At 63.4% G+C, this 26,557-nt stretch carries 26 protein-coding genes; 13 read left to right on the top strand and 13 right to left on the bottom strand.

All coding sequences use genetic code 11. The features are described 5' to 3' along the window. Positions 1 to 39: 39 nt before the first annotated feature. Positions 40 to 618, bottom strand: coding sequence for an NUDIX domain-containing protein (locus LB525_RS05100; RefSeq protein WP_140627472.1), 579 nt, complete (start codon positions 616 to 618; stop codon positions 40 to 42). A gap of 189 nt (positions 619 to 807) precedes the next feature. Between LB525_RS05100 and LB525_RS05095 the strand changes: the two genes are divergently transcribed. The 3 genes from LB525_RS05095 to LB525_RS05085 all read left to right on the top strand — a co-directional run bounded on the left by LB525_RS05095 (position 808) and on the right by LB525_RS05085 (position 2,620). Next, the gene (locus LB525_RS05095) at positions 808 to 1,911 is read left to right on the top strand and encodes an NADH:flavin oxidoreductase/NADH oxidase (RefSeq protein WP_224543779.1); all 1,104 of its coding nucleotides are present in this window, start codon (positions 808 to 810) and stop codon (positions 1,909 to 1,911) included. A 165-nt stretch (positions 1,912 to 2,076) separates the two neighbouring features. After that, the gene (locus tag LB525_RS05090; protein ID WP_095765138.1) at positions 2,077 to 2,355 is read left to right on the top strand and encodes a DUF982 domain-containing protein; all 279 of its coding nucleotides are present in this window, start codon (positions 2,077 to 2,079) and stop codon (positions 2,353 to 2,355) included. Positions 2,356 to 2,380: 25 nt separating this feature from the next. Further along, the gene (locus LB525_RS05085) at positions 2,381 to 2,620 is read left to right on the top strand and encodes a DUF2188 domain-containing protein (RefSeq protein ID WP_095765137.1); all 240 of its coding nucleotides are present in this window, start codon (positions 2,381 to 2,383) and stop codon (positions 2,618 to 2,620) included. Between the two features lie 70 nt (positions 2,621 to 2,690). On the opposite strand, the gene LB525_RS05080 is transcribed toward LB525_RS05085, so the two are convergent. Both LB525_RS05080 and LB525_RS05075 read right to left on the bottom strand, forming a co-directional pair. Further along, positions 2,691 to 2,963: a hypothetical protein gene (locus LB525_RS05080; protein ID WP_224525477.1), complete on the bottom strand. Its 273-nt coding sequence runs from the start codon at positions 2,961 to 2,963 to the stop codon at positions 2,691 to 2,693. A 175-nt stretch (positions 2,964 to 3,138) separates the two neighbouring features. Then, entirely contained in the window at positions 3,139 to 4,101 is a 963-nt protein-coding gene (locus tag LB525_RS05075; RefSeq protein WP_224543778.1) for an alpha/beta fold hydrolase, read from the bottom strand. A gap of 136 nt (positions 4,102 to 4,237) precedes the next feature. On the opposite strand from LB525_RS05075, the gene LB525_RS05070 reads away from it, so the two are divergent. From LB525_RS05070 to LB525_RS05055, 4 genes are all read left to right on the top strand, one after another. Next, complete coding sequence (locus tag LB525_RS05070; protein WP_224543777.1) at positions 4,238 to 4,978, top strand: competence/damage-inducible protein A; 741 nt, start codon at positions 4,238 to 4,240, stop codon at positions 4,976 to 4,978. A gap of 80 nt (positions 4,979 to 5,058) precedes the next feature. Further along, positions 5,059 to 5,892, top strand: a complete 834-nt coding sequence (locus LB525_RS05065) for a universal stress protein (protein WP_224525470.1) — start codon at positions 5,059 to 5,061, stop codon at positions 5,890 to 5,892. A 261-nt stretch (positions 5,893 to 6,153) separates the two neighbouring features. Next, positions 6,154 to 6,654, top strand: a complete 501-nt coding sequence (gene gpt / locus LB525_RS05060; RefSeq protein ID WP_095765134.1) for a xanthine phosphoribosyltransferase — start codon at positions 6,154 to 6,156, stop codon at positions 6,652 to 6,654. A gap of 198 nt (positions 6,655 to 6,852) precedes the next feature. Beyond that, entirely contained in the window at positions 6,853 to 7,341 is a 489-nt protein-coding gene (locus LB525_RS05055; protein WP_224543776.1) for an NUDIX hydrolase, read from the top strand. A 5-nt stretch (positions 7,342 to 7,346) separates the two neighbouring features. Here the strand turns inward: LB525_RS05055 and LB525_RS05050 are convergent, their stop codons facing one another. The 5 genes from LB525_RS05050 to LB525_RS05030 form a co-directional block, all read right to left on the bottom strand. Further along, positions 7,347 to 8,504 carry a hypothetical protein gene (locus LB525_RS05050; RefSeq protein WP_224543775.1) on the bottom strand — a complete coding sequence of 386 codons (1,158 nt, stop codon included), beginning with the start codon at positions 8,502 to 8,504 and terminating at the stop codon, positions 7,347 to 7,349. A 311-nt stretch (positions 8,505 to 8,815) separates the two neighbouring features. Next, complete coding sequence (locus LB525_RS05045; RefSeq protein ID WP_224525462.1) at positions 8,816 to 10,621, bottom strand: ABC transporter ATP-binding protein; 1,806 nt, start codon at positions 10,619 to 10,621, stop codon at positions 8,816 to 8,818. 373 nt (positions 10,622 to 10,994) lie between these two features. Beyond that, entirely contained in the window at positions 10,995 to 11,402 is a 408-nt protein-coding gene (locus LB525_RS05040) for a GNAT family N-acetyltransferase (RefSeq protein ID WP_224525461.1), read from the bottom strand. A gap of 20 nt (positions 11,403 to 11,422) precedes the next feature. After that, entirely contained in the window at positions 11,423 to 13,102 is a 1,680-nt protein-coding gene (locus LB525_RS05035; protein WP_224525460.1) for an NAD+ synthase, read from the bottom strand. Between the two features lie 228 nt (positions 13,103 to 13,330). Then, positions 13,331 to 14,044, bottom strand: a complete 714-nt coding sequence (locus tag LB525_RS05030; RefSeq protein WP_224543891.1) for a DNA-3-methyladenine glycosylase I — start codon at positions 14,042 to 14,044, stop codon at positions 13,331 to 13,333. A gap of 91 nt (positions 14,045 to 14,135) precedes the next feature. Between LB525_RS05030 and LB525_RS05025 the strand changes: the two genes are divergently transcribed. Both LB525_RS05025 and LB525_RS05020 read left to right on the top strand, forming a co-directional pair. Further along, positions 14,136 to 14,699, top strand: a complete 564-nt coding sequence (locus LB525_RS05025; RefSeq protein WP_224543773.1) for a DUF1003 domain-containing protein — start codon at positions 14,136 to 14,138, stop codon at positions 14,697 to 14,699. Continuing rightward, positions 14,696 to 15,295, top strand: coding sequence for a DedA family protein (locus LB525_RS05020; protein ID WP_140840291.1), 600 nt, complete (start codon positions 14,696 to 14,698; stop codon positions 15,293 to 15,295). The genes LB525_RS05025 and LB525_RS05020 overlap by 4 nt, the downstream gene beginning before the upstream one ends. Positions 15,296 to 15,309: 14 nt before the next feature. Here the strand turns inward: LB525_RS05020 and LB525_RS05015 are convergent, their stop codons facing one another. Together LB525_RS05015 and LB525_RS05010 are read right to left on the bottom strand one after the other, a co-directional pair. After that, a complete protein-coding gene (locus LB525_RS05015) occupies positions 15,310 to 15,669 on the bottom strand; it encodes a diacylglycerol kinase (RefSeq protein ID WP_224543772.1) in 360 nt (119 codons plus the stop codon). Positions 15,670 to 15,747: 78 nt separating this feature from the next. Then, complete coding sequence (locus LB525_RS05010; protein ID WP_224543771.1) at positions 15,748 to 16,167, bottom strand: GFA family protein; 420 nt, start codon at positions 16,165 to 16,167, stop codon at positions 15,748 to 15,750. Between the two features lie 317 nt (positions 16,168 to 16,484). On the opposite strand from LB525_RS05010, the gene LB525_RS05005 reads away from it, so the two are divergent. The 3 genes from LB525_RS05005 to LB525_RS04995 all read left to right on the top strand — a co-directional run bounded on the left by LB525_RS05005 (position 16,485) and on the right by LB525_RS04995 (position 18,723). Next, entirely contained in the window at positions 16,485 to 17,555 is a 1,071-nt protein-coding gene (locus LB525_RS05005) for a GGDEF domain-containing protein (RefSeq protein WP_224543770.1), read from the top strand. A gap of 63 nt (positions 17,556 to 17,618) precedes the next feature. After that, the gene (locus LB525_RS05000) at positions 17,619 to 17,996 is read left to right on the top strand and encodes an antitoxin Xre/MbcA/ParS toxin-binding domain-containing protein (RefSeq protein ID WP_027166494.1); all 378 of its coding nucleotides are present in this window, start codon (positions 17,619 to 17,621) and stop codon (positions 17,994 to 17,996) included. Then, a complete protein-coding gene (locus tag LB525_RS04995; protein WP_224543769.1) occupies positions 17,956 to 18,723 on the top strand; it encodes an RES family NAD+ phosphorylase in 768 nt (255 codons plus the stop codon). The genes LB525_RS05000 and LB525_RS04995 overlap by 41 nt, the downstream gene beginning before the upstream one ends. 186 nt (positions 18,724 to 18,909) lie before the next feature. Here LB525_RS04995 and LB525_RS04990 read toward each other — a convergent pair whose 3' ends face one another. Continuing rightward, positions 18,910 to 19,614 (bottom strand): hypothetical protein, encoded by a 705-nt coding sequence (locus LB525_RS04990; RefSeq protein ID WP_140840299.1) that lies wholly within the window; start codon positions 19,612 to 19,614, stop codon positions 18,910 to 18,912. A gap of 192 nt (positions 19,615 to 19,806) precedes the next feature. On the opposite strand from LB525_RS04990, the gene LB525_RS04985 reads away from it, so the two are divergent. Next, positions 19,807 to 21,387 (top strand): glycosyltransferase family 39 protein, encoded by a 1,581-nt coding sequence (locus tag LB525_RS04985; protein ID WP_224543768.1) that lies wholly within the window; start codon positions 19,807 to 19,809, stop codon positions 21,385 to 21,387. Positions 21,388 to 21,472: 85 nt separating this feature from the next. On the opposite strand, the gene LB525_RS04980 is transcribed toward LB525_RS04985, so the two are convergent. Continuing rightward, complete coding sequence (locus LB525_RS04980; RefSeq protein ID WP_095765121.1) at positions 21,473 to 22,846, bottom strand: class II 3-deoxy-7-phosphoheptulonate synthase; 1,374 nt, start codon at positions 22,844 to 22,846, stop codon at positions 21,473 to 21,475. Between the two features lie 212 nt (positions 22,847 to 23,058). Further along, entirely contained in the window at positions 23,059 to 26,556 is a 3,498-nt protein-coding gene (gene mfd, locus LB525_RS04975; RefSeq protein WP_224543767.1) for a transcription-repair coupling factor, read from the bottom strand. Position 26,557 lies beyond the last annotated feature (1 nt).

Here is a 26,557-nt window from a genome sequence, read left to right as displayed (position 1 = left end):
TTCGGGTGGCAGGCCACTCTTCGTCGGTGAGGACGGCACTCAACCCCTCATCGGATTGAGCTTCAAATGCTGGATCAGGATAATCGTCTTGGCATCGACGATGCGGCCGTCGGCGATGCCGGCCAGCGCCTCGTCCAAGGGCATTTCCAGAACCTCGATGTCCTCGCCTTCTTCCGGCGCACCGCCCCCGTCGGAAATGCGGTCGGCCGGCGAATAGCGCGCGGTGAAGAACCAGAGCCGTTCCGTCACGCTTCCCGGACTCATGAACGGCGAAAACAGCCGCTCGACATCCTTCAGGTGATAACCCAGTTCCTCCTCCGCTTCCTTGCGGATGGCGGTTTCGGGATCGTTCTCGTCGAGCAAGCCGGCGCAAGCCTCGATCAGCGGCTCGTGGTGGCCTACGGCGTAAGCCGGGAAGCGGAATTGACGCACCAGGAGGACGGTCGAGCGCTGCGGATCGAAGGGCAGGATCACGGCGCCGTCGCCGCGGTCGTAGGTCTGGCGGGTCTGCGTCTCCCATCGCCCGTCGCGGCGGCGATAGTCGAGCACCGTCTTCTTCAGCACCGCCCAGTCGTCCGAAAGGACCTCCTGCGAACGGATGCGAATGCGATCTTCCATGACGACCTCCGTATTGGTTGCAAAGGCGTAGCGGTGAAAGGTGTCGCAGGCAATCCAGGAAACCGACTGGCCTGGTATCCGACTGGCCTCGAAACCGATTGGTCCAGCGGGGGAGTCTCACCGGCTCGTGTCTGGCGCGCCGCGCCGCGACTGCCTAGATAGCGGTATCTCTCCAGGAGCCCGTTTCACATGACGTCATCGCTTTTCCAGCCGATCACCCTCGGCGGCCTCACCTTCCCCAACCGCATCGCGGTTGCCCCCATGTGCCAGTATTCGGCCGAGGACGGCTCGGCCAGCGATTGGCATCTCCATCACTGGATGAACTTGGCAATGTCGGGCGCCGGCATGGTGACGGTCGAGATGACCGATGTCGAGCGGCGCGGGCGCATCTCGCATGGCTGCCTCGGCCTCTATTCGGACGACAACGAAGCGGCCGCGAAGCGTACGCTCGACGCCGCCAGGCGCGTCGCCGCGCCCGCCACGAAATTCGGTGTCCAGCTTGCCCATGCCGGCCGCAAGGCCTCCAACCGCAAACCCTGGGAAGGTGGCGGTCCGCTGCAGCCGGGCGAAGATCCCTGGCAGACGGTTTCTGCCTCGGCCATCGCCTACGACACGGGCTGGAACGTGCCGCATGCGTTGGAGGAGGACGAGATCCTGGAGCTCATTGCACGTTTTGCGCAATCGGCCGTGCGCGCCGAACGGGCCGGCTTCGACTTTGCCGAACTGCACGCCGCGCATGGCTATCTGATCTTCCAGTTCCTCTCGCCGCTCTCCAACCAGCGTACCGACCGTTGGGGCGGGTCGCTGGAAAACCGCATGCGCTTCGCTCTCGAAATCGCCAGGGCGGTGAGAAAGGCCGTCCCGTCCATGATGCTGGGGGCGCGCCTTTCGGTTAAGGAATGGGTCGAAGGCGGTTTCGACATCGAGGACGCAATCGAGGTGGCCAAGGCGCTGAAGGCCGAGGGCATCGCCTATATCTGCTGCTCCAGCGGCGGCAATTCGCCCCTGCAGCAGGTGCCGCCCGGTCCCGGCTACCAGGTGCATCTGGCGGAGGCCGTGCGCAACGGCGCCGGCATTCCGACGCGCGCCGTGGGGCTGATCGACGATCCGAGCCAGGCCGAGGCGATCGTCGCCGACGGCCGTGCCGACATGGTGGCGCTGGCGCGCGCATTCCTCGCCGACCCGCGCTGGGGCTGGCGCGCGGCCGCCGCCTTCGGTGAGGAAATCCATCCCGCGCCGCAGCTGGCACGTTCGGTGACGACGATGCGGCATTGGATGAAGGCCGCCGGCTAAAGCAATTCCAGGGAAAGTGTGACACGGTCAGCCTCGGCGGCTTCGCCGTGGCTTTCCGTCCGAATTGCGTCAAAACAAAACCGGAAATCGGCCGGGTCCTGAGACGTTTGGGCGCAGGATCCTCGCCACAACTGCAACCAATTTGGCCGCTTTACGTTGGCGGCCATGATGGACAACAAACCCTTTGAAAAGCCGGTGGTGGTCGAGCTCGGCCATGTCGGCAAATACCGCCAGATAAGCAGCACCCGCGAGGCCGCCGAGTGCCTGATGACCGTTTGGCCGCTCAATCGCGGCGATCGCCATCGTTATGCTCTCGACACTTGCCTCAAAGCGCTGGAAGGTTATCGTTCGACAGCGGACGCGCGTCGCGCCCTTGTCGAGGCAGCCAGGGAATCGGAAGTTCTGGTTCCCGAAGACAGGCTGCCCGACGGAAAGCTGCACTGAGCACGCTTCTTAACCGGAGGATTCCATGGCGAAGCTGACTTACAAGATCGTCGAGCATGATGGCGGCTGGGCCTACAAGGTCGGCTCGACATTTTCCGAGACTTTCCGCACGCACCAGGAGGCGCTGCGCGCCGCCGAGATCGCCTCGTCCGAACAGCAGGTTGCCGGCACCACCGACGGCATCCAATATGAGGACGCTGAAGGCACGTGGCACGACGAACTCGCCGACGGCCGCGACCGCCCGCAAACCGAAGTCTCCGACTAAGCGAGTTGGAACCGCCCCGCGACCGGCGAAGCCGGAAGGCCTCGCACCGGCCGCTGGTGGCTATGCGGCACTACTTACCGCAGTAGTTATCGTTGACGTTCTGTTGCGAGTTGGCATCCGGACCGGGTGTGTTGTGGGCGCACGGCCCCATGCCACCGGTATTCCCGTAGGTGGTCAGCCCGGAGCCGCCATTGATGCTGCCTGTGGTATAGGGATCTACCTGCTGCCTCGTGTCGGGACGATGATCGCGGTGCCACCACCACCAGTCATCGGATGACTGCGCCATGGCTGCGCCACCCATGGCCAGCACCAGCGCCGAAGCTGCAATGAGTCTTGTAATCATTGGATTCTCCATTCTCTTGATCGCCAAAAAAAAGGGCGCCAAGGCCCTGGCGACACCAACGAAACCCTGGGTTGGGTGCGAAGGTTCCCCTGGAAATTCCGGGTAGGACAGAATGTCCGACACATTTGCGTGACGCCGCTTGAAGAGCCGCGAGCCCCCGCCAAGGTCATTGCGGTCAATGCGCGAAAGCGCGCGCGGCGATACGCTGGACGAAGGCGACGACCCGTTCAGGGTCCGTAAATTGCGGCATGTGGCCCAGGCCTTCGATCCGCTCAAAGTCGAGGCCGTCGATCTTGTCCAGCATCGGTTGGCCATGGACCGCCTCGCCGATCACCTGGTCGCCGGTGCCGAACAGAATGCCTGCCGGCATCGCAATTTCGCGGTAAGACCGTTCGATTTCGCCAAGATCCCGTTCCACGGCCACGACGTCGGTGGACGTGGCGAAATAGTGGGACGGACGCAGCCCAAGCCATCCGCCGCCGCCGATCATGTAGTCTGCCGGAACCGCTTGCGGCGCGAAAATGAACTGCAGCGTCGGCTGCGCATAACGGAGGCTGAGCGGTACCGCCACCGTATAGGCCAGGACACGGCGCAGCAGCCGTGACGGAACATAGAGCAGGTCAAATCCCTGACACCCCCTCGCTTCCAGATGCGTCAGCGGCGAGAGCAGCGCAATGCCGGAAATCGCGGTCGGATGCCCGGTCGCCAGCGCAAGCGCGATGGCCCCGCCGAGCGAATGGCCGACGACCAAAGGCCGTTCCAGGCGCAATTCCTCGATGAAGCGCCGCACGATATCAGCCTGCTCGGGCAGCCGGCCGGTGGCCCCGCTCGCCCGAACTGAATAGCCGGAGCCCGGCCGGTCGAGGGCGATCAGCCGGTAGCCAGGACCGAAGCGGCCGAACAGCGTCTGGCGGAAGTGGTGGAGTTGAGCGCCCAGCCCGTGCACAAAGATGATCGGCCTGCCGTTGCCCTCTTCCACATAGTGGATGCGGTTGCCGTCGATCTCGACGAATTTGCCGCAAGCCGGCACCAGTCTTTCGGCCTTTGCCGCAATCCACCAGGTCGCAACTGTCACGGCCAGCACGGCAAGCGCCGCCGCGACGAGCAAGCCGGCGAGCAACCACGGGACAAACGACATCAGCATGTTTTCACCCCAAGCCGACCGACCGCACCATATCCGCAACGGCCGCCGCCACAAGCGCTGATCCGGCTTTCGCATTGCGGCCCGCCGCGGGCCGCGTTATCTCAGGCGACCTTTGCTGCCGGAGCCCGCCATGCCTGAAATCGTCACCGCCGCCATGCTCGTCATCGGCGACGAAATCCTCTCCGGCCGCACCAAGGACAAGAACATCGGCCATCTCGCCGATATCATGACGGCGATCGGCATCGACCTGAAGGAAGTGCGCATCGTCCCCGACGAGGAAGACGAGATCGTTGCGGCGGTGAATGCCGTGCGCGCTCGTTATACCTACGTCTTTACCACCGGCGGCATCGGCCCGACGCATGACGACATCACCGCCGACTCCATCGCCAAGGCCTTTGGCGTGCCTTGCGAATACGACGCCAAGGCCTATGCGCTGCTCGAAGCAAGCTACGCCGGGCGCGGCATCGAGTTCACCGAAGCGCGCAAGCGCATGGCGCGCATGCCGCGTGGCGCCGACCATATCGACAATCCCGTCTCGGTCGCGCCGGGCTTCCGCATCGGCAACGTCCATGTCATGGCCGGCGTGCCGTCGATCTTCCAGGCCATGCTCGACAATGTGGTGCCGACGCTCAAGGCAGGCACCAAAATGTTGTCGGCCACGGTGCACTGCCCCTTCGGCGAGGGCCTGATCGGCGGGCCGCTGGCCGAGATCCAGAAGGCGCATCCAGGCACCATCATCGGCTCCTATCCCAAATATGGCGACGGCAAGTTCTGGACCGAGCTCGTTGTCCGCGCCCGCAGCGAGGAAGCGCTCGGGGCCGCGCGCAAGGACGTCGAGGCGATGGTGGCGGGCTTGGCCGAGGCAGGCTGATCCGCGGCTGGAACCAGTCAATGCGCTGAGGCGTTCCCTTGCCGCGCAGATGCGCGGGGTAAACAATTGAGGGACCAGCCATGCGCTTCAAGACGATTGTGGCCATTTTGCAGAACGAACAGGACGCCGAGCGCGTGCTCGATTGCGCCCTTCCGCTTGCCGAAAGATTCGAGAGCCATCTCGTCGGCATCCATGCCGAGGCGCTTCCCGTGCCCTACACATCGGCCACGGGCTTTCCCGACACCGAATTCCTGCAGGTCTCGGCCGAGATGAACAAGGAGCGCGCCGACAAATTGCAGGCCTATTTCCTCAAGCGGATCGAGGAATCCGGCCTCTCCTTCGAATGGCGAAGCCTGGAGAGCTTTTCCGGCGACAGCGCGCTGACCGGCATATCGAGCGTGCGCGCCGCCGATCTGATCATCGCCGCGCAGCGTGACACCGGCGGCGATCCGAGCGCCGATGTCGACACGCTGGTCTACGATGCCGGCCGGCCGGTGCTGGTCGTGCCGCATGACGGCCCGCTGGTGACAACCTTCAGGCGTGTGTTGCTGGCCTGGAACGGCAGCAAGGAAGCGGCCCGCGCGGCCTTCGACGCCCTGCCCTTCATTGCCGAGGCCGACAAGACCGACATTCTTGTCATCGATCCGCCCGAGAGCCTGGACGAATCCCCCGAGGCGGCCGGCGCCGAGATCGCGGCCGCCCTGTCGCGCCACGGCGCCAATGTCAGCGTCTCGGTGCAGAAGTCGGATGGCTCGGCAATCGACGACATCATCCAGTCGAGGATGGCCGAGTCCGGCACCGATCTGCTCGTGCTCGGCGCCTACAGCCACTCCTGGCTGCGCCAGCTCCTGTTCGGCGGCGTTACCCGCACGGTACTGCGCAGCACGAATGTAGCCGCTTTCCTGTCGCGGTGACGCCGGAGCAACTCCGGGAAAGCGCGACACGGTTCTCCGTCCGCGATGATATCTCAGTCACGCTCTCGAAACGGAGATCCACCGTCTCCCGCGGAAGATCGCAGGAAATTCAGGTCGAGGGCCGTCCCACCTGCCGTGGTCAAACATCATCCGGGGACGTCCATCCGCTGTCCCTTGCCAAGAGCAAGGCTTTCCAGCTAATTCCGCCTGCATTCCATTGTTTCTGCGCGCTGATGGCGCGCGCTTGCGGAGTGCGCGAACATGTCCCTTCCCGAAAAAGCCTTTCCCGTCTCCTGGGACCAGTTCCACCGCGACGCCCGCGCGCTTTCCTGGCGGCTGTCCGGCGCCAACAAGGGGCAATGGAAGGCGATCGTCTGCATCACGCGCGGCGGTCTGGTGCCCGCCGCCATCATCGCGCGCGAACTCGGCATCCGCGTCATCGAGACGGTGTGCGTGGCCTCCTATCATGACTACACCAGCCAGGGCCAGCTGCAGGTCCTGAAGGAGATTTCGCCGCCGCTGCTCGCCGATGACGGCGCCGGCGTGCTGATAATCGACGACCTGACCGACACCGGCAAGACGGCCGGCATAGTGCGCGCGATGATGCCGAAGGCGCATTTCGCGACGGTCTATGCCAAGCCGAAGGGCCGTCCGCTGGTCGACACATTCGTCACTGAGGTCAGTCAGGACACCTGGATCTACTTCCCGTGGGACATGGGCTTCACTTACCAGAAGCCGATCGCCGACGATCACGCCGGCTGAACGGCCACCTTATTTTCCAGAGAATCTGCCTCAAACTTGGGTCGTCTAGTCGTGCCAAGGAGCACGACTACTTTGCGGGATTGACTTTTTCTGGTGAGATTTTCCGACGGAGTGAAGTTTTTTACTTTTAAAGCTCATAATTCGCCGTAAGATTCGTAAGGTGGCAAACGATTCTGGAGGCTGGGGCAGCTTCTTACCATGTTGACGAGGCCGACGACGCACAACCAGATGGCCGAAAGAGTCCGGCGGCTCTTCGGCGTTGCGCCTTGTCGCCTGCAGGTTGCCGCCTTGCCTTGGCGCGAGAGTGAGAACGGCGTCGAGATCATGCTGATCACCAGCCGCGACACCGGTCGCTGGGTGCTGCCCAAGGGTTGGCCCGAAGCCAGGGAACCGCTTTGCGAAGCCGCCGCTCGCGAAGCAGGCGAGGAAGCCGGACTGCGCGGCTCCATATCGCATGTTGAAGCCGGCCGCTATTTCTACGCCAAAGTCCTCGCCTCCGGCGAGGAAGTGCCTTGCGAGGTACTGGTCTTTCCGCTGCATGTCGACCGCGTCGCGGATCGCTGGAAAGAGAAGCGCGCGCGGACGCGCAAATGGGTTGGCCCGAACGACGCCATCCGGATGGTCAACGAACCCGACCTTTGCCAGATCATTGCCGGCTTCTGCGCCGCGCCGCGCAAGTTCGCCTGACCCGCTCAGGCACGGCCAAAATCGTCGGAACTGAGCCGGGTCCAACGATCGCCCATCAACCCGCCGATGAAAATGTCGCCGGAGCGGACCGCTTCGGTGACCTCGGCGATGCGCGAGCGGACCATCGTGCCCCCGGCATAGCGGAAGAAGACGTCCTTGTGGCCGAAGAGTTGCGGCATGAACCGGTTCTGCGTCTGCCCGGCGATGCCGAAGCAGCCCATCTCCCGCGCAGCCGCGATGAGGCCATCCAGCGTCGCTCCCCAATGGGATCCGGATGCCTGGATTTGCAATAGGTTCGCGATGCCGCCGGCCTGGCCGTAGAAGGCGTAGCAGCCCAGCATCCTGCCCGTTTCGTCGTAAGTCCCGCCGAAATGAAGTGGCCCGTCGGCCCGCTTCTCGGCCGCCAGCGCGAGCAGCCGCGGCAACTCCTCGCCCCTCCAACTCGGCCGAAGGGAGTAGTCGGTCATGAGGGCAGGCAGTTGCTCCGCAAATTGGGCCGCATCGATCGGCTCCCGGTGGAGCCGTTGGGATGACGAATGCTGGGCCGATGGCTCGAACCTTTTTCCTGCAAGAGCGTCGAACGCTCTCGCGCAAGGATCGAGTGCCAGGCGCGGCAGCCCGGGCCATTTACGGCGCAGCACGGCGGCGGCCATGGCGCCCGGCCGGAAAATACAGGTCCACTCCAGGCAATGCACCGGCAGCAGCTGATACTTCATCGGACGCGCGAAGGCCAAGGATGTCCGGTTGGCGGAATCGGTCAGGTACAGATCGAATTCGCCTTGATGCAGGGCACGCAGCAATTGCGGGCCGGCCCAACCGTGATCGGTGCGGGAGTCGGTCATGAAGGGACCGATGATGGCCGCGCTCAATGCTCTTCCATTGAGCTCATAGCGGGCTTTCAGAACGCCCATGAAGCCACCCAAGCGGCCCTGCGGGTTGATCTGGACAAGAGCCTTGCTCTCATCCCCGTCCAGGTAAAGCCCCCTCATATAATCCGCCGTCAGCGCGATCGCGTGATCGCGCTGGCGGCGACGATGGCGAAACTTCATCAGGAACAGCGCGGCGACCTGCTCGAGATCCTCGGCGGTTAAAGGCCGAACCGAGCCATGCTGGGATTCCAGTGGCGCAACCACCTGTCCCGGACTCGCGGAAACAAGATTCATCGTGATTGCCTATACGAAAGCGCTAAAGGCGGTCGTGCTTCTCAAAGGAAATCTCCGCCTGGTCGGCTTCCTGCAAAAAAATCCTATAGGCCTTCTTCTGCCATATCTGATTTTCTTTTCTGTAAATACATTAAAATCATTGTTTGAATGTGCGTGAATAGCTAAAATCTAAAATATAATTTCCTAAAAATTTCAATATATATAAAGTAATTTGAAAAACATATTGAACCCCTCTAACCGTATGACGGGAGAGCGGTTGCAACCGTGTTGCGGCTGATGGCGCCCGGCGGAGGCCGGGCGCCGTCCTTTCCTCAGGCGACGAGGCCCTTGGTCAGCTCGAGCGCCTGACGCTCGAACAGCCGCCGGTAGATGCCGCCGTTCAGCCGGATCAGCTCGTCATGCGAACCTTCCTCGGCAATACGCCCGCGATCGAAGACCAGCAGCCGGTCGAGCGCGCGCACCGTCGAGAGCCGGTGCGCGATCACCAGGGTCGTGCGCCCGACCATCAATCGCTCCATCGCCTTCTGAATCAGCACTTCCGATTCCGAATCAAGGCTCGATGTCGCCTCGTCCAGGATCAGAATGCGCGCGTCGGCCAGGAAGGCGCGGGCGATCGCCACACGTTGACGCTCGCCGCCCGACAACTTCACGCCACGCTCGCCGACCAGGGTTCCATAGCCCTTGGGCAGGCTGGTGATGAAATCATGCGCGCTCGCGAGTTTGGCCGCATGCTCGATCTCGGCCTGGCTGGCGCCGGGCCTGGCATAGGCGATGTTTTCGGCGAGCGACCGGTGGAACAGGATCGGCTCCTGCTGAACGATGGCGATCTGGCTGCGCAACGAAGCCTGCTCGACCTGCGAGATGTCCTGCCCGTCGATCAGTATCCGCCCGGCACTCACATCATAAAGCCGCTGGATCAGCTTGACGAAGGTCGTCTTGCCCGAGCCCGAATGCCCGACCAGTCCGATGCGCTCGCCGGCCGCGATATCGACCGAGAAATCGCGGTAGAGCGGCAGAAGGTGGGTGCCGTAGTGGAACGTCACCTTGTCGAAGGCGATGTGCCCGTCGCCGATCCGGATCGGCCGAGCGCCGGGCCGGTCCTCGATGCCGAGCGGCTCGGACTGGAAGTCAACCAGTTCCTCCATGTCGTTGATCGAGCGCTGCAGGTTGCGGATATGCGTGCCGATGTCGCGCAGATATCCCTGCAGCACGAAAAACGAGGTCAGCACGAAAGCAACGTCGCCGGCGCTCGCCTGGCCCCAGGCCCACAACATGAGGGCAAGACCGATGACCGCCGCCCGCATCACCAGCAGCAGCACCCCTTGCGTGGTGCCGTTGGCAGTGCCGCGCATCCAGGTGCGGCCGGTGCGCAGGCGCCATTTGGCGACGACGCGCGCCAGCCGCGCTTCCTCGCGAGCCTCCGCGCCGAAGCCCTTGACGACGGCGTTGCAGCTCACCGCGTCTGCCAGCGAGCCGCCCAGCCGCGTGTCCCAGCTGTTGGCGAGCCGCGCAGCAGGCGCGACATAGCCGAGCGACAGCATCGCCGTGACGGCGATGAACAGCACCGAACCGGCGGCCACCACGGTCCCCATCAACGGCCAGAACCAGCCGAGCAGCAGCGTGGAGCCGACGAGCATGACGACCGACGGCAGCAGCGCGATCAGGATCGTGTCGTTGAGCAGGTCCAGCGCCCACATGCCGCGCGTTATCTTGCGCACCGTCGATCCGGCAAAGCTGTTGGCGTGCCAGTCCGTCGAAAAGCGCTGCACCCGATGGAAGGCGTCGGCCGCGATGTCCGACATCATCTTCAGCGTCAACTGGACGATGCACAGGAACGCGACATTGCGCAGCGCGACACCGGCCAGCGCCAGCGCCATCAGGGTCGAGAACGCCGTCATCGCCGCATTCCAGGCGACTGCGTCGGTTCCGGCGCCGCTGGCGACGGCATCGACCAGGCGGCCGGAATAGAAGGGTGTCAGCACGTCGGCGAGCGTCGAGAGCAGGAAGGCGCCCATGATGAGCGAAAGCCGCCACGGCTGGTGGCGCCAATGGCTGAACGTAAAGCCAAGCACGCTGCGAAAGGCGCTTGCGCGCAGGTCGATCTTGAAACGAGCCATGATGTCATCCGGGCGCAAACAAGCCCGGTCCCGGTAAAAATCGAATTGGAAAACCCGCGTCCGCGCGTTGCGGCGACCCTGAAAGCGGGAGGTTCAGTATGGTAGGCCGCCTGCCCTGAGGCGGCGACCGGCAGCGGCAGATGCCTGGTCCGCGTCTGGCTCTCCGAGAAACCCTCGGAGCGCCAGCGCCGACCTAGGCCTCGCGGCCTCGCATAACGATGTCAAATCCTGCCATACGGTCCTCCCGGAAGGGAATCGCGGAAAGGTTGTTATAGGCAGGCATCAACCGATCGCCAAGTCGGCCCGTCGCCAAAACGACATCTGGTCCAAGCACTGCGACGAATTTGCAACAACGGCGGGTTGTGGCCAGGCCTCAGGCAGCGGGTGAGCGATCCAGTCGCATGTAGCGCCCTTCCGCCCGGAACCCGAACTTCTGGTAGAGGCTGTGAGCGTCGCTGGTCGTGAGGCTCCAATGAGAAACCGTCTTCATATCGGGATGATCCAGGAGTGCCTGCACAAGCCGTTTGCCGATGCCATGCCCACGACGCTCCGGCCAGACGATGACGTCGGCAAGATAGGCAAAGACCGTGTAGTCGGTGATCGCGCGGGCGAATCCGACCTGCTTGCCATCGAGATAGGCGCCGACGCAGAGCGAGTTGTCGAAGGCGCGGCGGTTGGCTTCGTCGGTTCTGGACGCACCCCAATAGCTTTGCATGAGCAGATCGGAGGTCGCCCGGAAATCGATCCGCGACACGTCGAAACTGATTTCAACATCCTGCATGCGCGGCGCAATCTCGCGGACTAGCCGCGATCCCGGAACCGGTTGGTGATCGGGTAGCGGCGGTCGCGGCCGAAATTCTTCTTGGTAATCTTCACGCCAGGCGCCGCCTGCCGGCGCTTGTATTCGGCGATATAGAGCAGATGCTCGACACGCGTCACCGTCGCCCGGTCGTGGCCACGCGCGACGATGTCGTCGACGCTCATCTCGTTCTCCACCAGGCATTCCAGGATGTCGTCCAGCACCGGATAGGGCGGCAGCGAATCCTGGTCGGTCTGGTTCTCGCGCAGCTCCGCCGACGGCGCCTTGTCGATGATGTTGTTCGGGATTACCTCGCCCGACGGTCCGAGCGCACCCGGCGGCACATGGTTGTTGCGCCAGCGCGACAGCGCGTAGACCTGCATCTTGTAGAGATCCTTGATCGGGTTGAAGCCGCCATTCATGTCGCCGTAGAGCGTGGCGTAGCCGACCGACATCTCGCTCTTGTTGCCCGTGGTGACCACCATCGAGCCGAACTTGTTGGAGATTGCCATCAGGATCGTGCCGCGGGCGCGGCTCTGCAGGTTCTCCTCGGTGATACCTTCCTGGGTACCCTCGAAGAGCTGGGTCAGCGCGTGCCTGAAGCCTTCGACCGGCTCGGAGATCGGCACGATATCATAGCGGCAGCCAAGCGCGCGCGCGCAGTCCTCGGCGTCCTTCAGCGAATCCTTCGACGTATAGCGGTAGGGCATCATGACGGTGCGCAACCGCTCTTCGCCCAGCGCATCGACGGCCAAAGCCGCGCAGATCGCCGAGTCGATGCCGCCGGAGAGGCCGAGCACGACGTTCTTGAAACCGTTCTTGTTGACGTAGTCGCGCAGACCCAGCATGCAGGCCCGGTAGTCGGCCTCTTCGCGCTCGGGGATCTTCGACATCGGGCCTTCCGAGCAGACCCAATGATCGCCTTTCCGTTTCCAGGTGGTGACGGCGACCGCCTCCTCGAACTGGCTCATCTGGAAGGCCAGCGTCTTGTCGGCCCCGATGGCGAACGAGGCGCCGTCGAAGATCAGCTCGTCCTGGCCGCCGAGCTGGTTGGCATAGATCATCGGCAGGCCGGTCTCGATGACCTGGCGGATGACGACCTGGTGGCGAACGTCGATCTTGGCGCGATAGTAGGGGGAGCCGTTCGGCACCAGCAGGATCTCGGCGCCGCTTTCGGCAAGCGTCTCGCACACGGCGATGTCGCCCCAGATGTCCTCGCAGATCGGAATGCCGATGCGCACGCCGCGGAAGTTGACCGGACCCTGCAGTTCCGGCCCGGCCTGGAAGACGCGCTTCTCATCGAACTCGCCATAATTCGGCAGGTCGAGCTTGTAGCGCTCGGCGATGATCTTGCCGCCGTCGGCGAAGACGATCGAGTTATGCGTGCCGGTCCGGCGCTTCAGCGGCGTGCCGACGATGACGCCCGGCCCGCCATCGGCCGTGTCCTCGGCGAGATCCTGCGCCGCCTTCTCGCAAGCCTTCAGGAAGGAAGGCTTCAGCACCAGGTCTTCCGGCGGATAGCCGGCGAGGAAGAGCTCGGTGTAGAGCACCAGATCGGCGCCCTGGCGCGCTGCGTCCGCCCTCGCCTCGCGCGCTTTTGCCAGATTGCCGGCGACGTCGCCCACGGTCGGGTTGAGCTGGGCGACGGCAATGCGCAGGATATCGGGAGCGGTCTTGGTCATGGTACGGATTTAGCGTGGCTGAAATCGCCCCGCAATGGCGTTTGGTTGTGCCACTTAGGACTAATCGGCGGAGCCGATTATGTCCCTGATCGATCGAAGATCGTATCCTGACTAATCGGCGGAGCCGATTATGTCCCTGATCGATTGAGGACCGTATCCTGACTAATCGGCGGCGCCGGCAGAGCCGACTATCTCCCTGATCGACGGACGTCGATCGATCCCAACCACCTAGTCGCCCATATATTCGCGCAGCGCCTCTGCCGAGCGGTTCTCGCCGATCGACATCGCTAGGATGCGCGAGATGTGGCGGCGCGGCAGGCCGGTCTCGGCCGACCATTGGTTGATCTGCGCCTGGATCTTGTCGAGGTCCCGCTTCGAGGTCGGGTTTTCGGCGATGTCGAGGCCGGCATCGCGCAATGCCGCCGCCATGTCGGTAGAGAGGACAAACGTGTCCCATTCGAGCCAGCGCAGGAAATACTGGCCGGTGTTGCCGCCGAGCCGGCTGCCATGCTTGGCGAGATAGGCGGTCAGGCCGACCTGATCGTCCGCGGGCCAGGAGGCGATGAATTTGCCGAAGCTGCCATTCTCCTTCGAGACGCGATCGACGAAGGCGGCATTGTCGCGCACCGACTTGATCTTCTGCGGATTGCGCACGATGCGGCTGTCGGATGCAAGCTCGTGCCAGAAGTCGTCCGGCTGGAACAGAAGCCGCTTCGGCTCGAAGCCGAGGAACGCTTCCTCGAAACCTGGCCATTTCTGCTCGATGACCCGCCACACGAAGCCGGCGGCGAAAATGCGCTCGGCCATGGTGGAGAGGATGCGGTCGTCGGGGATCTTTGCAACCGCCATATTATCGGGCGCGGGGCCAAGCAACTGCGCCAGCACGGCCTCTCCGCCCTTGCGCTTTGCCGCCCGTGCATGGATTTTCTGGAAATCGAGCATCATTGTCCCCGCTTGTTCGCCGCAATCTATCACTTCACGTCCGGCCCGGCAGCCTCTACCTCTATCGACGCCCGGCCGAAGGAGAGGACAAATGAACAAGATCGTCGAAGATATGGCGAACCGTCTGCTCAAGCGAAAGCCGGACGGTTTCGGTCCGATCGAGAGCCGCGTGCTCCAGTCGACGCTCGAGCGCACCACCATCACCCGCGACACCAACAAGGCCGTGGCCTTCCACGAGACCTATGGCGACCGTATTGCCGACACTATCGCCAGGATCGGCGGCTCCTGGTCCTTCATCCTGAGCTTCCTGGCCTTTCTTGTTGTCTGGACTGCCGGCAACGCCTGGCTGCTCACCCGCGACGCCTTCGATCCCTACCCTTTCATCTTCCTCAACCTTGTTCTGTCGATGCTGGCGGCGATCCAGGCGCCGGTGATCATGATGTCGCAGAACCGCCAGACCGAGCGCGACCGCATCGACGCCGCCCATGACTACGAGGTCAATCTGAAGGCCGAGATCGAGATCATGGCCCTGCATGAAAAACTCGACGAGCTTCGCCATAGCGAGATCATCGGCATGCGTGACGAAATCCTGCGCATGGCCGAGCAGATCAGGCGCATTGACGAAAAACTGTCCGCGCGGCCCGCAACGGAATGAGCGAGACCATCCATCGCCTCATCGAGCAATACGGGCTGATCGCGGTCTTCCTGGGTTGCGTGGCCGAAGGCGAAAGCGCGGCGATCCTGGGCGGCTTCTTCGCTCATCAGCATGTTTTCGTGCTCTGGCAGACTTTCTTTGCCGCCTTCCTCGGCGCCTTCGCCGGCGACACGTTCTTCTTCACCCTGGGGCGCAGCTTCGCCGAACATCGCTATGTGAGACTGTTGCGCAGGCGTCCGGGCTTCAGCCGAGCCTATCGCCTGCTCAACACCCATCCCAACATTTTCGTGCTGACCAACCGCTATATCTACGGCATGCGCCTGGTCGGCGGCGTCGCCGCCGGCCTGTCGACCGTGTCCATGCCGCGTTTCGTCATCCTGAATGCCATCTCGTCCGCGGTCTGGTCGGCCCTGTTCAGCGGCATCGGCTATGTCTTCGGCCTGGGCGCGGAGGAAATCGTGGGCCAGGCGTTTGCTCGCCATCAGCGCCTGCTCATCGCCCTCGGCGTCGGCATCGTTATCGCCGTGGTCGCCTGGTTGGTAGGCCATCACTTCGCGAAGCGCGAACGCGCCAGGGAAGACCAGGCAGGATCTTGATCAATCCGCGAGGATCAGATCGGCGCGCCGACAAGGCGTTCGATGATGGCGATGCCCCAGACGCCGCCGGCGATCACGATCGAAATCAGCACGGCCAGCGAACCGCAGTCCTTGGCAAGTTGGATGTCGATGTGGAATTCGCGCGAGATTGCGTCGCAGGCCGCCTCGATGCCGGTGTTGAGCACTTCGACCATGATCAGGATCAGCACAGCACCGATCAGCAGGGCATAGCCGCGCCAGGAAACCGAGATGAACCAGCCGGCCGGCAAGGCGAGCGCCAGCAACAGCAATTCCTGCTGGAACGCCTTTTCGTGGGCGGCCAACTTGCGGAAGGCCCGCACTGAATTGATGAAAGCATCGATCAGCCGCTGCATTCCTCTGCCCCTTTGCGAGTCACCGGCAGGGGATATCGCAATGGTGGGATCAAGGGAATAAGGCAGCCGCTGCAAAATTCATCCGCCCGCGACCTTTATCGACGGCGCCGATTTCTCGAACTGCGGCAACCCGTCCTCGATCGAATAATAATCGCCCTTGTCGCCGACGAAGATGTGGCATTCGCCCCGAAGCCCGCTCGGTTCCTCGAATGAACCAGCCATAACCGAAACATATGCATCGCCTTTCGGCTTCCAGAACAGCACCGAGCCGCATGTCTTGCAAAAGCCACGCTTGGCGAAGTCGGATGCCTCATACCAGGTGAGATTTTCCATGCCTTCGATAACGATGTCGGCGTCCGCTACATTGGTTGCGGCGTAGAAATGGCCGCTCTGCTTGCGGCATTGTGAACAATGGCAATAAATCACGCCGCGTAGCGGGCCCTTCGTTCTGAAACGCACCGCCCCGCACAGGCACGATCCGCTATGATTGTCGTCCATTCCGGCCTCCTTCGACGTCGTCTGCACCGTTCATTGCCGGATGTAGAATTTCAGTTTTGAGATGACCGGGCACCGGAAAATGCGACACCGAAGCGACGCGTTTCAGAAGCTGCCCCTGCACCGCTTTGCACCCTGTGGTAGCAAGGACAATGAGGAAATGCAGGCTATTAAGGAAACTTTAGCAGGACTGCATTTATGATTCCCACAAGCGATGGTCGTGTTGGGGACGCGCCGTCGCAATTCTGATTCAAATCCCCGCGTGAGCGAACGCCGGCGGTGGCAGGTCTCCGGTCGCACTGAAGGGGCAGTGAACAGACATGAAGCCGGCAGCCATTCCGACCGACAGGAATACCGACATCGCCAGCACCGTCGTGACGACGATGCGACAGCTCGGCGTGCTTGGCCTGCCGCGTAACTATGAAATCTTCTACGAGGCGCTCAGCAGCAGCAATCGCGAACTCAGCCTTGCCGTCGTCTCGTTGAGCAACCGCCCAACCCAGGAAGATCTCGACCGCATCGGACGGAGCTTCTTCCCGCAGCACCACGGCCCCGCCATTGTCGAGCACGCCCGTGAGGTGGTTGCCAAGGAGCTCGAGGACATCGCTGCCCTGTTGCGCAGCGAGCGCTCGCATATCGAGAAGTATGGCCGCATCCTCGACGAGACCTCGAGCGGCCTGAGCAATCGCAGCCTGCTTTCGCAAGAACTCCTGCAGAAGATCGCAGGCGCGATGTCGGCCGCCACCAGCTCGACGATCGACCATGGCCGTCAGATCGCCAGCACGCTCAGCGAAAAGACAGCCGAGCTTGAAAGCGTCAAGTCGAAGCTCGAGGAATACAAGCGGCTCGCCGACACCGACCCGCTTACGCAGCTGTGGAACCGCCGCGCCTTCGACAAGGAGATCACCCGGATCTACAACAGCAACCGCGGCATATTGTTCAACGCCTTGATCCTTGCCGATATCGATCATTTCAAGGACATAAACGATCGCTATGGCCACCCGGTCGGCGACAGGATCCTGCAGATCATCGCCGAGATCTTCCAGTCCAGCGTGCGTGCCGACATATTTGTCGCGCGAACCGGCGGCGAGGAGTTCGCGCTTATCGTCGAAGGCGCCAGCGAGGAAGCCACATACGAGATCGCCGAGCGCATCCGCGCGCTAATCGAGCAGACACCGTTCACCAGCAGCCAGACCGGCATGAACTACGGCACCGTTACCGTATCGATGGGCATCTGCATGGCCTCGGAGGCGGAAAACCCCGAGGATCTCTACACCAAGGCCGACCAGGCGCTTTACCGCTCCAAGGTCGGCGGCCGCAACCGTGTGACAAAGCACTCGGCCACGGTCAGCCGGGCTGGCAAAAGCTGGCTGCTTTACAAGAAAGACTGACACACCCCTTTCCAGGCGAATTTTTGTGGATTATATTTTCCACAGAAATGAATGGGTGCGCTTATGCAACGTCCAGTCGCGGCCGCGACGGCGGCCGAAAATGCCGTCATTACCAAGGCCACGCTGCGCGCGGCCGACCTGCTCGATATCACCGCCAGGACGCTTGCCTTGGTCATCGGCGTGTCGGAAGCAACGGTCTCGCGCATGCGCCGGCAGGAATTCCTGCTTGAACGCGGCACCAAGCCGTTCGAATTGGCGGTGCTGTTCGTGCGCCTGTTCCGCTCGCTCGACGCCATCGTCGGCGGCGACGAGACAGTCGCCCGGGCGTGGCTGAAGAATCCCAACACCACGCTCGACGGCACGCCGCTCGAAAAAATCCTGACGATTGCCGGACTTGTCGATGTCATTGCCTACCTGGACTCCCGGCGCGCTCTCGTCTGAGGCCGTCCGGCTCGAAGGCAAGTACTGGCGGATGGTCGAGGCGCAGCACCGCGTCTCGACCCTTAAGCTCATCGACACGCTCGACGAGCAGGCGCTGCTTGAGGATCTCATCGAGGACACCAAGCCGCGGATCCCGCTTGAGTGCCGCCATCTCCACTATCTGTTGGCGACGCCTTTTCGCTACGGCTCCGTCTATCCGTACGGCTCCCGCTTCCGCCGCGCCGGCAAGACGAAAGGCGTCTACTACGCTGCCGAGACGGTGCTGACGGCGGTGGCGGAGATGGCCTTCTACCGCTTGCTGTTTTTTGCGGAGTCGCCGGCGACGCAATGGCCGAGCGACGCGGCGGAATACACCGCCTTCGCCGCCGCGATAAAATGCGACCGCGCAGTCGACCTGACACGGCCGCCGCTCGATCGCGACGAGAAGGCCTGGACGCACGCCACCGACTACACCGCCTGCCAGGCGATCGCCGACGTCGCGCGTGAGGCCGAGCTGCAGGCGATCCGCTATCGCTCGGCGCGCGATCCCAAGGGCGTCAATATCGCGCTGTTGACGTGCAAGGGCTTTGCCAAGGCAAAACCGCTGGAGCCGCAGACCTGGCGCATCCGGATCGGCTCTTTCGGCCTTCAGGCGATCTGCGAATTCCCGGACAAGCGGCTGGAATTCTCACGCACCGCCTTTGCCGATCCCCGATTGGCCGGCATGCGCTGGGAGCGCGGCTACTGAACTCCGAAAACTGTATCGAGATTCAGGTCCGGATGAGCCAAGAATGGTGGCTTCCGAGAACCGGCCTACGCCGGCCGTAGCCTTACCTGCTATGCAACTCTCCCAAATGCATGCTTCGGCCGGCGAAGGCCGGAAGCGCAGGAGGCCGTCATTCGCAGGCCGACCTCTCCTGAATATCGATACAGTTTAGGCCAGGATGTTGACGGCACGCGCCGCCACCAGCGCTATGGTCAGGAGCGAGATCATCGCTTCGGCCATCATCAGGAGCTTCGCGCGCTGCGTGAGCGGCAAGGTGTCGGTCGGCGAGAACGCCGTGGCATTGGTGAAAGCCAGGAAGACATAGTCGACGAAGCCCGGCAGCCAGCCCTGTATCTCGCGATCTGGCAGCGTCATTTGCGGAAACAGGAAGTCTGCCTGCGCGCGCTTGACCAGCCCGCAGGTCGGCGGGCCGCCCCGGTCGGTGCTCCAGAACCATAGCGCAAAGACAATCACATTGGTGACCCAGATGTTGAGCGCGTCGACGAGCAGCGTCGTGCCGGCCCCAGCATGCCCTTCCAGCAACGCCCGCACCAGGAAGACCAGCGACCCGCAATTCATGATGCTGATGACGCCGGTCATCACCAATGCTGCGCGGCGGATATAGAGGCGCAATCGGCCGATCGCGTACCAATGCTCATGGTCGACGGCATTGCGCGTCGCCATTTGCGTCCAGGCCGTCGCGATCGACAGGGGCGCCAGCAGCGCCGCCTCCACTGTAGGGGCCAGCCAGCGCGGACCGAAGGACAGGTTGTTGATGACCAGAAGCTGCAGGCAGATGACGACGAGAACCGCGGCGCGCGCCGACCAGAAATCGAGCCCACGATGATGGATGACGGCATGCTGATGGCGCATGGAGGAACCTGTATTGCTAAAACCGCGGCGCTACGGACGGGCTCCGGCAATGATCGGCCGGCCGGTCCTGCCCGAAGCGCCGGCGACGGGTTCCATCGCAATCTTGGTTTTACAATGTTGCGGAAGAATACTTTTTCGTAAGCTTTTGCTATCGGACTGTTCAGCAATCCATCGGTATGATTTTAGGCCCGTATGTCGAGAACCAGTGAATCCGTGCATGTCTGGCCCGCCGCGGCTGCGGCGGAAGACGATCTGTCTTCCATCTGGAACGGTCTGGTCCGGCATCCATGGCGGTTACTGGCGCTTTTGTGCCTGATCCAGATCGCCTGCTGGACCGTCATGCCCGCGCTCGTCAACGTTGGGCCGCCGCGCGACGTCGTCGAGGGTTTCATGTGGGGACGCGAATGGGTGCTGCTGACCTACAAGCACCCGCAACTCCCCTGCTGGCTGCTCGAGATCAGCCACCTGCTCACCGGCTCGTTCCGCTGGCCGCAATATATGCTGTCGCAGTTGATGATCTCGACTACTTTCGTCCTGGTCTACCTTCTCGCGCGCGACATCATGGGCCCGACCCGGGCGATCGCTGCCGTGCTCTTGATGCCGTCGATCTATTTCTTCGGCTGGCCGACCCCGCAATTCAACCATGATTACGCGCAAATGCCGTTCTGGGCCGCAATCTCATGGTTGCTGTGGCGCTCGGCGCGCGACGGCCGTCCAGGCTGGTGGCTCGCCCTCGGCCTCGTCTCGGGCATCGGGCTCTACGCAAAGTTCTCGACGGCTCTGCTACTGGTGTTCGGTGGTATCTGGATTTTGTACGACGCCCGCGCTCGAAGCCGGCTTGCCACCCCATGGCCATGGCTCGGTCTTGCGGTTTTTCTGGGCCTCGCGGCGCCGCTGGCAATTGCGCTTTTCCGCCTCGATTTCCTGCCGCTGACCTATGCGGAGCATCGCAACGCCTGGGTGCTCGCTAACCGCGCCCGGCTTTACTATATCGGCGTTCAGCTTGCCGGGCTTGCCGCTCTTCCCGCCGTTCTTGCTATTTCCGGCCTGCTGCGACGGCGGCCCGACCCGGCACGAGACCCCTTACCGGCCCGCCGTGCCCCCGAGCGGCGCGCGATTGTCTACCTGGCATGGATGGGCCTGGGGCCGGCGCTCCTGATCATGGCCGCCTCGCTGTTTACCGGCACCGGCGAGTCCTGGGGCGCGACGATGTACAATTTGGTCGGCGCCCTCGCGGTTGCACTCTTGGGACAGCGCCTGGGCGCGGCCGAGTTGCGCCGACTGACGCTGCTGGCACTGCTATGCGTGGTCGGCGTATCGAGCGCCTATGCGATTACACGCTGGACCGGTTGCAACGTCCTCGGTCGCCTGCAGCCGATGTGCTGGCCGGCACGATCGATCTCGCAGACGGCCGAAGCGATCTGGCATGAGACGGTACCAGGACCACTGGGCATCGTCGGCGGCGAGGACGGCGTGGCTCAGCTTGCCGGGTTGGAAGCGGCGGACCAGCCGTCGATTTTCACGACGCTCGACAGGCGCCTTGCCCCCTGGATCACGGACCAGCGCCTGCGCGATCAGGGCCTGCTGCTGGTGTGGCCGACCGGTTGGAGGCTCTCCCCGCAACAGCAGGCGTGGATCGCCGGCCTGCCGGTCAAGACCGTGCCGTTCGACTGGTCGCTCAAGGCACCGCCGCTGGAGATCAGCTTTGCCGTCATTCCGCCCGGCAGGACCAGTTTCCCGGGCGATCCGCCCGGACCGCCCGATCCGGAATGACCCGCGACTTGAAGTTTATCAGCCCGACGTCAAAAGGCGACGGCATCGCCGCCAGCGCCTCCGACGATAGGCGTCAAGCCTCTGTTCAGGCGTTAGCGGCCTGCTTGTGCTGGACCGGATGGCTCTTCTTGAGCAGGTCCGAGACCAGGAAGGCGAGCTCGATCGCCTGATCGGCGTTGAGGCGCGGGTCGCAATGGGTGTGATAGCGGTCCTGCAGGTCTTCCGCCGTGATGGCGCGGGCGCCGCCCGTGCATTCGGTGACGTTCTTGCCGGTCATCTCTATATGGATGCCGCCCGGATGCGTGCCTTCCGCGCGATGAACTTCGAAGAAGGTCTGCACTTCCTTGAGGATGCGGTCGAACGGCCGCGTCTTGTAGCCGGCCGCCTCGATCGTGTTGCCATGCATCGGATCCGACGACCAGACAACGTTGCGGCCTTCCTTCTTAACTGCCCGCACCAGCTTCGGCAGATGCTCGGCGACCTTGTCGGAGCCGAAGCGCGCGATCAGCGTCAGACGGCCCGGCTCGTTTTCGGGATTGAGCAGGTCGATCAATTCCATCAGGCCGTCCGGCGTCAGCGACGGCCCGCATTTCAGACCGAGCGGATTCTTGATGCCGCGGCAATATTCGATATGCGCGTGATCTGGCTGGCGGGTGCGATCGCCGATCCAGATCATGTGGCCCGAGGTCGCGTACCAATCGCCGGAGGTCGAATCGACTCGCGTCAGCGCTTCCTCATAGCCGAGCAGCAGCGCCTCGTGGCTGGTGTAGAAATCCGTCTCGCGCAGCGCGAAATTGGTTTCGGACGTGATGCCCACCGCGCGCATGAAATCCATCGTCTCGGTGATGCGGTTGGCGAGCGATTCGTATTTTTCTCCCTGCGGGCTGTCGGCGACGAAGCCCAGCATCCAGCGATGCACGTTCTCAAGGCTGGCATAGCCGCCCTGCGCGAAGGCGCGCAGAAGGTTGAGCGTCGCGGCGGACTGGCGATACGCCATCTCCTGGCGCGCCGGATCCGGAATGCGCGAGGAAGCGTCGAATTCAATGCCGTTGATGATGTCGCCGCGGTAGCTCGGCAGCGTCACGCCGGCCTTCGTCTCGTTGTCGGACGAGCGCGGCTTGGCGAACTGGCCGGCGACGCGGCCGACCTTCACCACCGGCTGCGCGCCGGCGAAGGTAAGCACCACCGACATCTGCAGGAACACGCGGAAGAAGTCGCGGATGTTGTCGGCGCCATGCTCGGCAAAGCTCTCGGCGCAATCGCCGCCCTGGAGCAGGAAGGCTTCGCCGGCGGCGACCGCCGCCAGCTGCTTCTTCAGCTTGCGCGCCTCGCCGGCGAAGACCAGCGGCGGATAGGTCGCGAGCCGCGCTTCCGTGGCTTGCAAAGCCCCAAGGTCCGGGTAGGCCGGGACCTGCTTGATCGGCTTTGCCCTCCACGAATTCGGCGACCATTTCGTCATCGCTGCACCCAACGCCCTTCCAGAGCAACTCCAGGAAAGTGTAACGGCTTTCCGTCCGGAATTGCGTCAAATAAACCGGCGAGCGTGGTTGCCCGCCATTCCAGCCTCGATACGAGGTCGCGGCTCCTTACACGAAGCCGACTGCCTATTCTAGCCGGGTTTTTCAGTGGTGGCGAATGCGTTGAGCTGCTCGGCTTCCAATGTAGACGCCGTTACGCGGCCTTATCGACGAGCCGCGCCAGTTGCGTCATCACCACGGCCGAGCCGGCGAGCCGCTTCTCCGCGTTCGGCCAGTCGCGGATGAAAACGACGCTATGGTCGGCCCTGATCTTGGCCAGCGATCCCTGCTCGCCGATGAACTTGACCAGCCCGACCGGATTGGGGAACTCGCGCTTGCGGAAATGAATGACGACGCCCTTGGGCCCGGCATCGAGCTTCTCGACATTGGCCCTGCGGCAGAGCGCCTTGATGAAGACGATCTTCAACAGGTGCGTCACCTCTTCCGGCAAAGGCCCGAAACGGTCGATCAGCTCGGCGCCGAAGCCGTCGATCTCCTCGGTGGTTTCGAGGTCGCCAAGGCGTCGGTAGAGCGCCATGCGGAGCTGCAGGTCGGGCACATAGCTTTCCGGGATCATCACGGCGGTGCCGACGGCGATCTGCGGCGACCAGCCGCCGTCCTGCGCCTCGCCGGTATCCTTCACCTCGGCCACCGCCTCTTCCAGCATCTGCTGGTAGAGCTCGAAGCCGACCTCCTTGATATGGCCGGACTGCTCTTCGCCCAGAAGATTGCCGGCGCCACGGATGTCGAGGTCGTGGCTGGCGAGCTGGAACCCTGCGCCGAGCGTGTCGAGCGACTGCAGCACCTTCAGCCTGCGCTCGGCCGTATCGGTGAGCTTGCGGTTCGCCGGCAGCGTGAACAGCGCATAGGCGCGCACCTTCGAACGGCCGACGCGGCCGCGCAACTGATAAAGCTGCGCCAGGCCGAACATGTCGGCGCGATGGATGATCAGCGTGTTTGCGGTCGGGATATCGAGCCCGGATTCGACGATAGTGGTCGACAGGAGCACGTCATACTGACCGTCGTAGAAGGCGTTCATGATGTCGTCGAGCTCGCCCGGCGGCATTTGGCCATGCGCCACTGCCACTTTCAGCTCCGGCACGGATTCCCTCAGGAAATCATGGATTTCGGCAAGGTCGCTGATACGCGGCACGACATAAAAGGAATGGCCGCCGCGATAGCGTTCGCGCAGCAGTGTCTCGCGTATGACCAGCGGATCGAAGGGCGAGATGAAGGTGCGCACCGCCATGCGGTCAACCGGCGGCGTGGCGATCAGCGAGAGCTCGCGAACGCCGGTCAGCGCCAGTTGCAGCGTGCGCGGGATCGGCGTCGCCGACAGCGTCAGCACATGCACGTCGGACTTGAGATCCTTCAGCCGCTCCTTGTGCTTGACGCCGAAATGTTGCTCCTCGTCGATGATCAGCAGGCCGAGGCGCTTGAACGAGATCGAGCTGCCGAGCAGCGCGTGCGTGCCGACGACGATGTCGACCGTGCCTTCGGCGATGCCCTTCTTGGTTTCCGCCAATTCTTTTGAACCAACCAGGCGCGACGCCTGCGCAATGCGGATCGGCAGGCCCGAAAAGCGCTGCGAGAAGGTTTTGAAGTGCTGCCGCGACAACAACGTCGTCGGCACCACGACCGCGACCTGGAACCCTTCCATGGCCGCGATGAAGGCGGCGCGCAACGCAACTTCCGTCTTGCCGAAGCCGACGTCGCCGCAGATCAGCCGGTCCATCGGTTTGCCGGCGCCGAGATCATCCAGGACGGAATCGATCGCCGTCTGCTGGTCGTCGGTCTCCTCATAGGGGAAACGCGCGGCGAACTCGCCATAAAGCCCTTCCGCCGGGATCATGGAGGGCGCTGCACGCATCTGCCGCTCGGCGGCGATGCGGATCAATTGCCCGGCCATGTCGAGCAGGCGCCGCTTCAGCCGTGCCTTGCGCGCCTGCCAGGCGCCGCCGCCCAGCTTGTCGAGCGTCGCCTCAGCCGAATCCGAGCCATAGCGCGACAGAAGCTCGATGTTTTCCACCGGCAGGAACAGGCGATCGTCGCCCGCATAGTGGATTTCGAGACAGTCATGCGGCGCGCCGAGCGCTTCGATGGTGCGCAGCCCGACGAAGCGGCCTATGCCATGGTCGGCATGGACGACGATGTCGCCTGCCGACAGCGACGAGGCTTCGGCTATGAAATCGGAGGCCTTCTTCTTGCGCTTGGAACGCCGAATGAGCCTGTCGCCGAGGATGTCCTGCTCGGCGACGACGACCAGATCGTCGGTCTCAAAGCCGGATTCGAGCGGCAGCACGGCAAGGCCCGCCCGCCCCGGCTCTAGCTTTTCGACCTCGGCCAGCGTCGCGACAGGTTTCAGATTGCTGAGATGGTGCTCCGCGAGAATTTGCCCGAGCCGGTCGAGCGAGCCTTCAGTCCAGCCGGCGACGACGACGCGGCGACGCGCCGCGCGCTCGTCGGCAATATGCTTCACGACGACGTCGAAGACGTTGACGTTGGGATCGGCGCGCTCCTCGGCAAAGCTGCGGCCTTGCCGCGAGCCGCCATGGAAGACTTTTTTGCCACCGACGTCGGGGGCGTCGAAGACGGTGAAGTCTATGTCCTCGCGCGGTCCGAGCGACGCCTTGAGGTTTTCGGGCGAGAGATAAAGCAGGTCCGGCGCCACCGGCTTGTAAGGGACGGCATCCTTGAGCGCACTGTCGGCCTGCTTGCGGCGTGCCTCGTAGTGGTCGAGGATCAGCGTGTGGCGCTCGGCCAACGCCTCATGTGCCAGATGGTCGAACACGACGGGCGCATCCGGCAGATAGTCGAACACGGTCGCCAGCCGCTCGTAGAAGAACGGCAGCCAGTGCTCCATGCCGGCGAAGCGGCGGCCTTCGCTGACCGCAGCGTAGAGCGCGTCATCGCGCGACGGCGCGCCGAAGGCCTCGATATAGGAGCGGCGAAAGCGGCTGATCGTTTCCGGTGTCAGCGCCACCTCGCTCATCGCTTGCAGCGACATCGACTTGCGCTGCCCGGTGGTGCGCTGCGTCGCGACGTCGAAGACGCGGATCGATTCCAGCGTGTCGCCGAAGAAGTCGAGCCTGAGCGCCTCGCTCCAGCCGGGCGCGAAAAGGTCGAGGATGCCGCCGCGCACCGCGAATTCACCAAGCCCGCGAACGGTCGGCACGCGCTCGAAGCCGGACGTCTCCAGCCGCGCGATCAGCGCGTTCATGTCGATCTGGTTTCCCGGCTTGGCGTGGAAAGTCTGCGCTTCGATCAGCTCGGCCGGCGGGATGCGCTGCAACAGCGCATTGGCGGTGGTGAGGATCACCGCACGATGCGGTTTCTTGGCCAGCGCGATCATGGCCGAAAGCGCGTCGAGCCGCCGCGCCGCGGCATCTGCGCCGGGCGAGACGCGATCGTAAGGCAGGCAGTCCCAGGCCGGCAGCTCCAGCACCGGCAGGCCGGGCGCGGCAAAGGCGAGCGCCTCGATGATCGCTGGCAGCCGCTGGCCGTCGCGCGCGACGAACAGCACCGGCTTGTCGGGCGCGATCTCCTGCGCCGTCTGCACCAGGGCGAAGGCTTCGTAGCCGTCGGCGACGCCGTCGACAACGAACTGGCCGGCGCGGCCCTTGGGCAGGCCAATGGAAGGAATGAGGGTCATG

Origin of the sequence: Mesorhizobium sp. CA16 (assembly GCF_020165175.1) — a bacterium.
Taxonomy (GTDB): domain Bacteria; phylum Pseudomonadota; class Alphaproteobacteria; order Rhizobiales; family Rhizobiaceae; genus Mesorhizobium.
The sequence above is the reverse complement of the archived record's forward strand: the minus strand, read 5'-3'. Positions and strand labels throughout refer to the sequence as shown.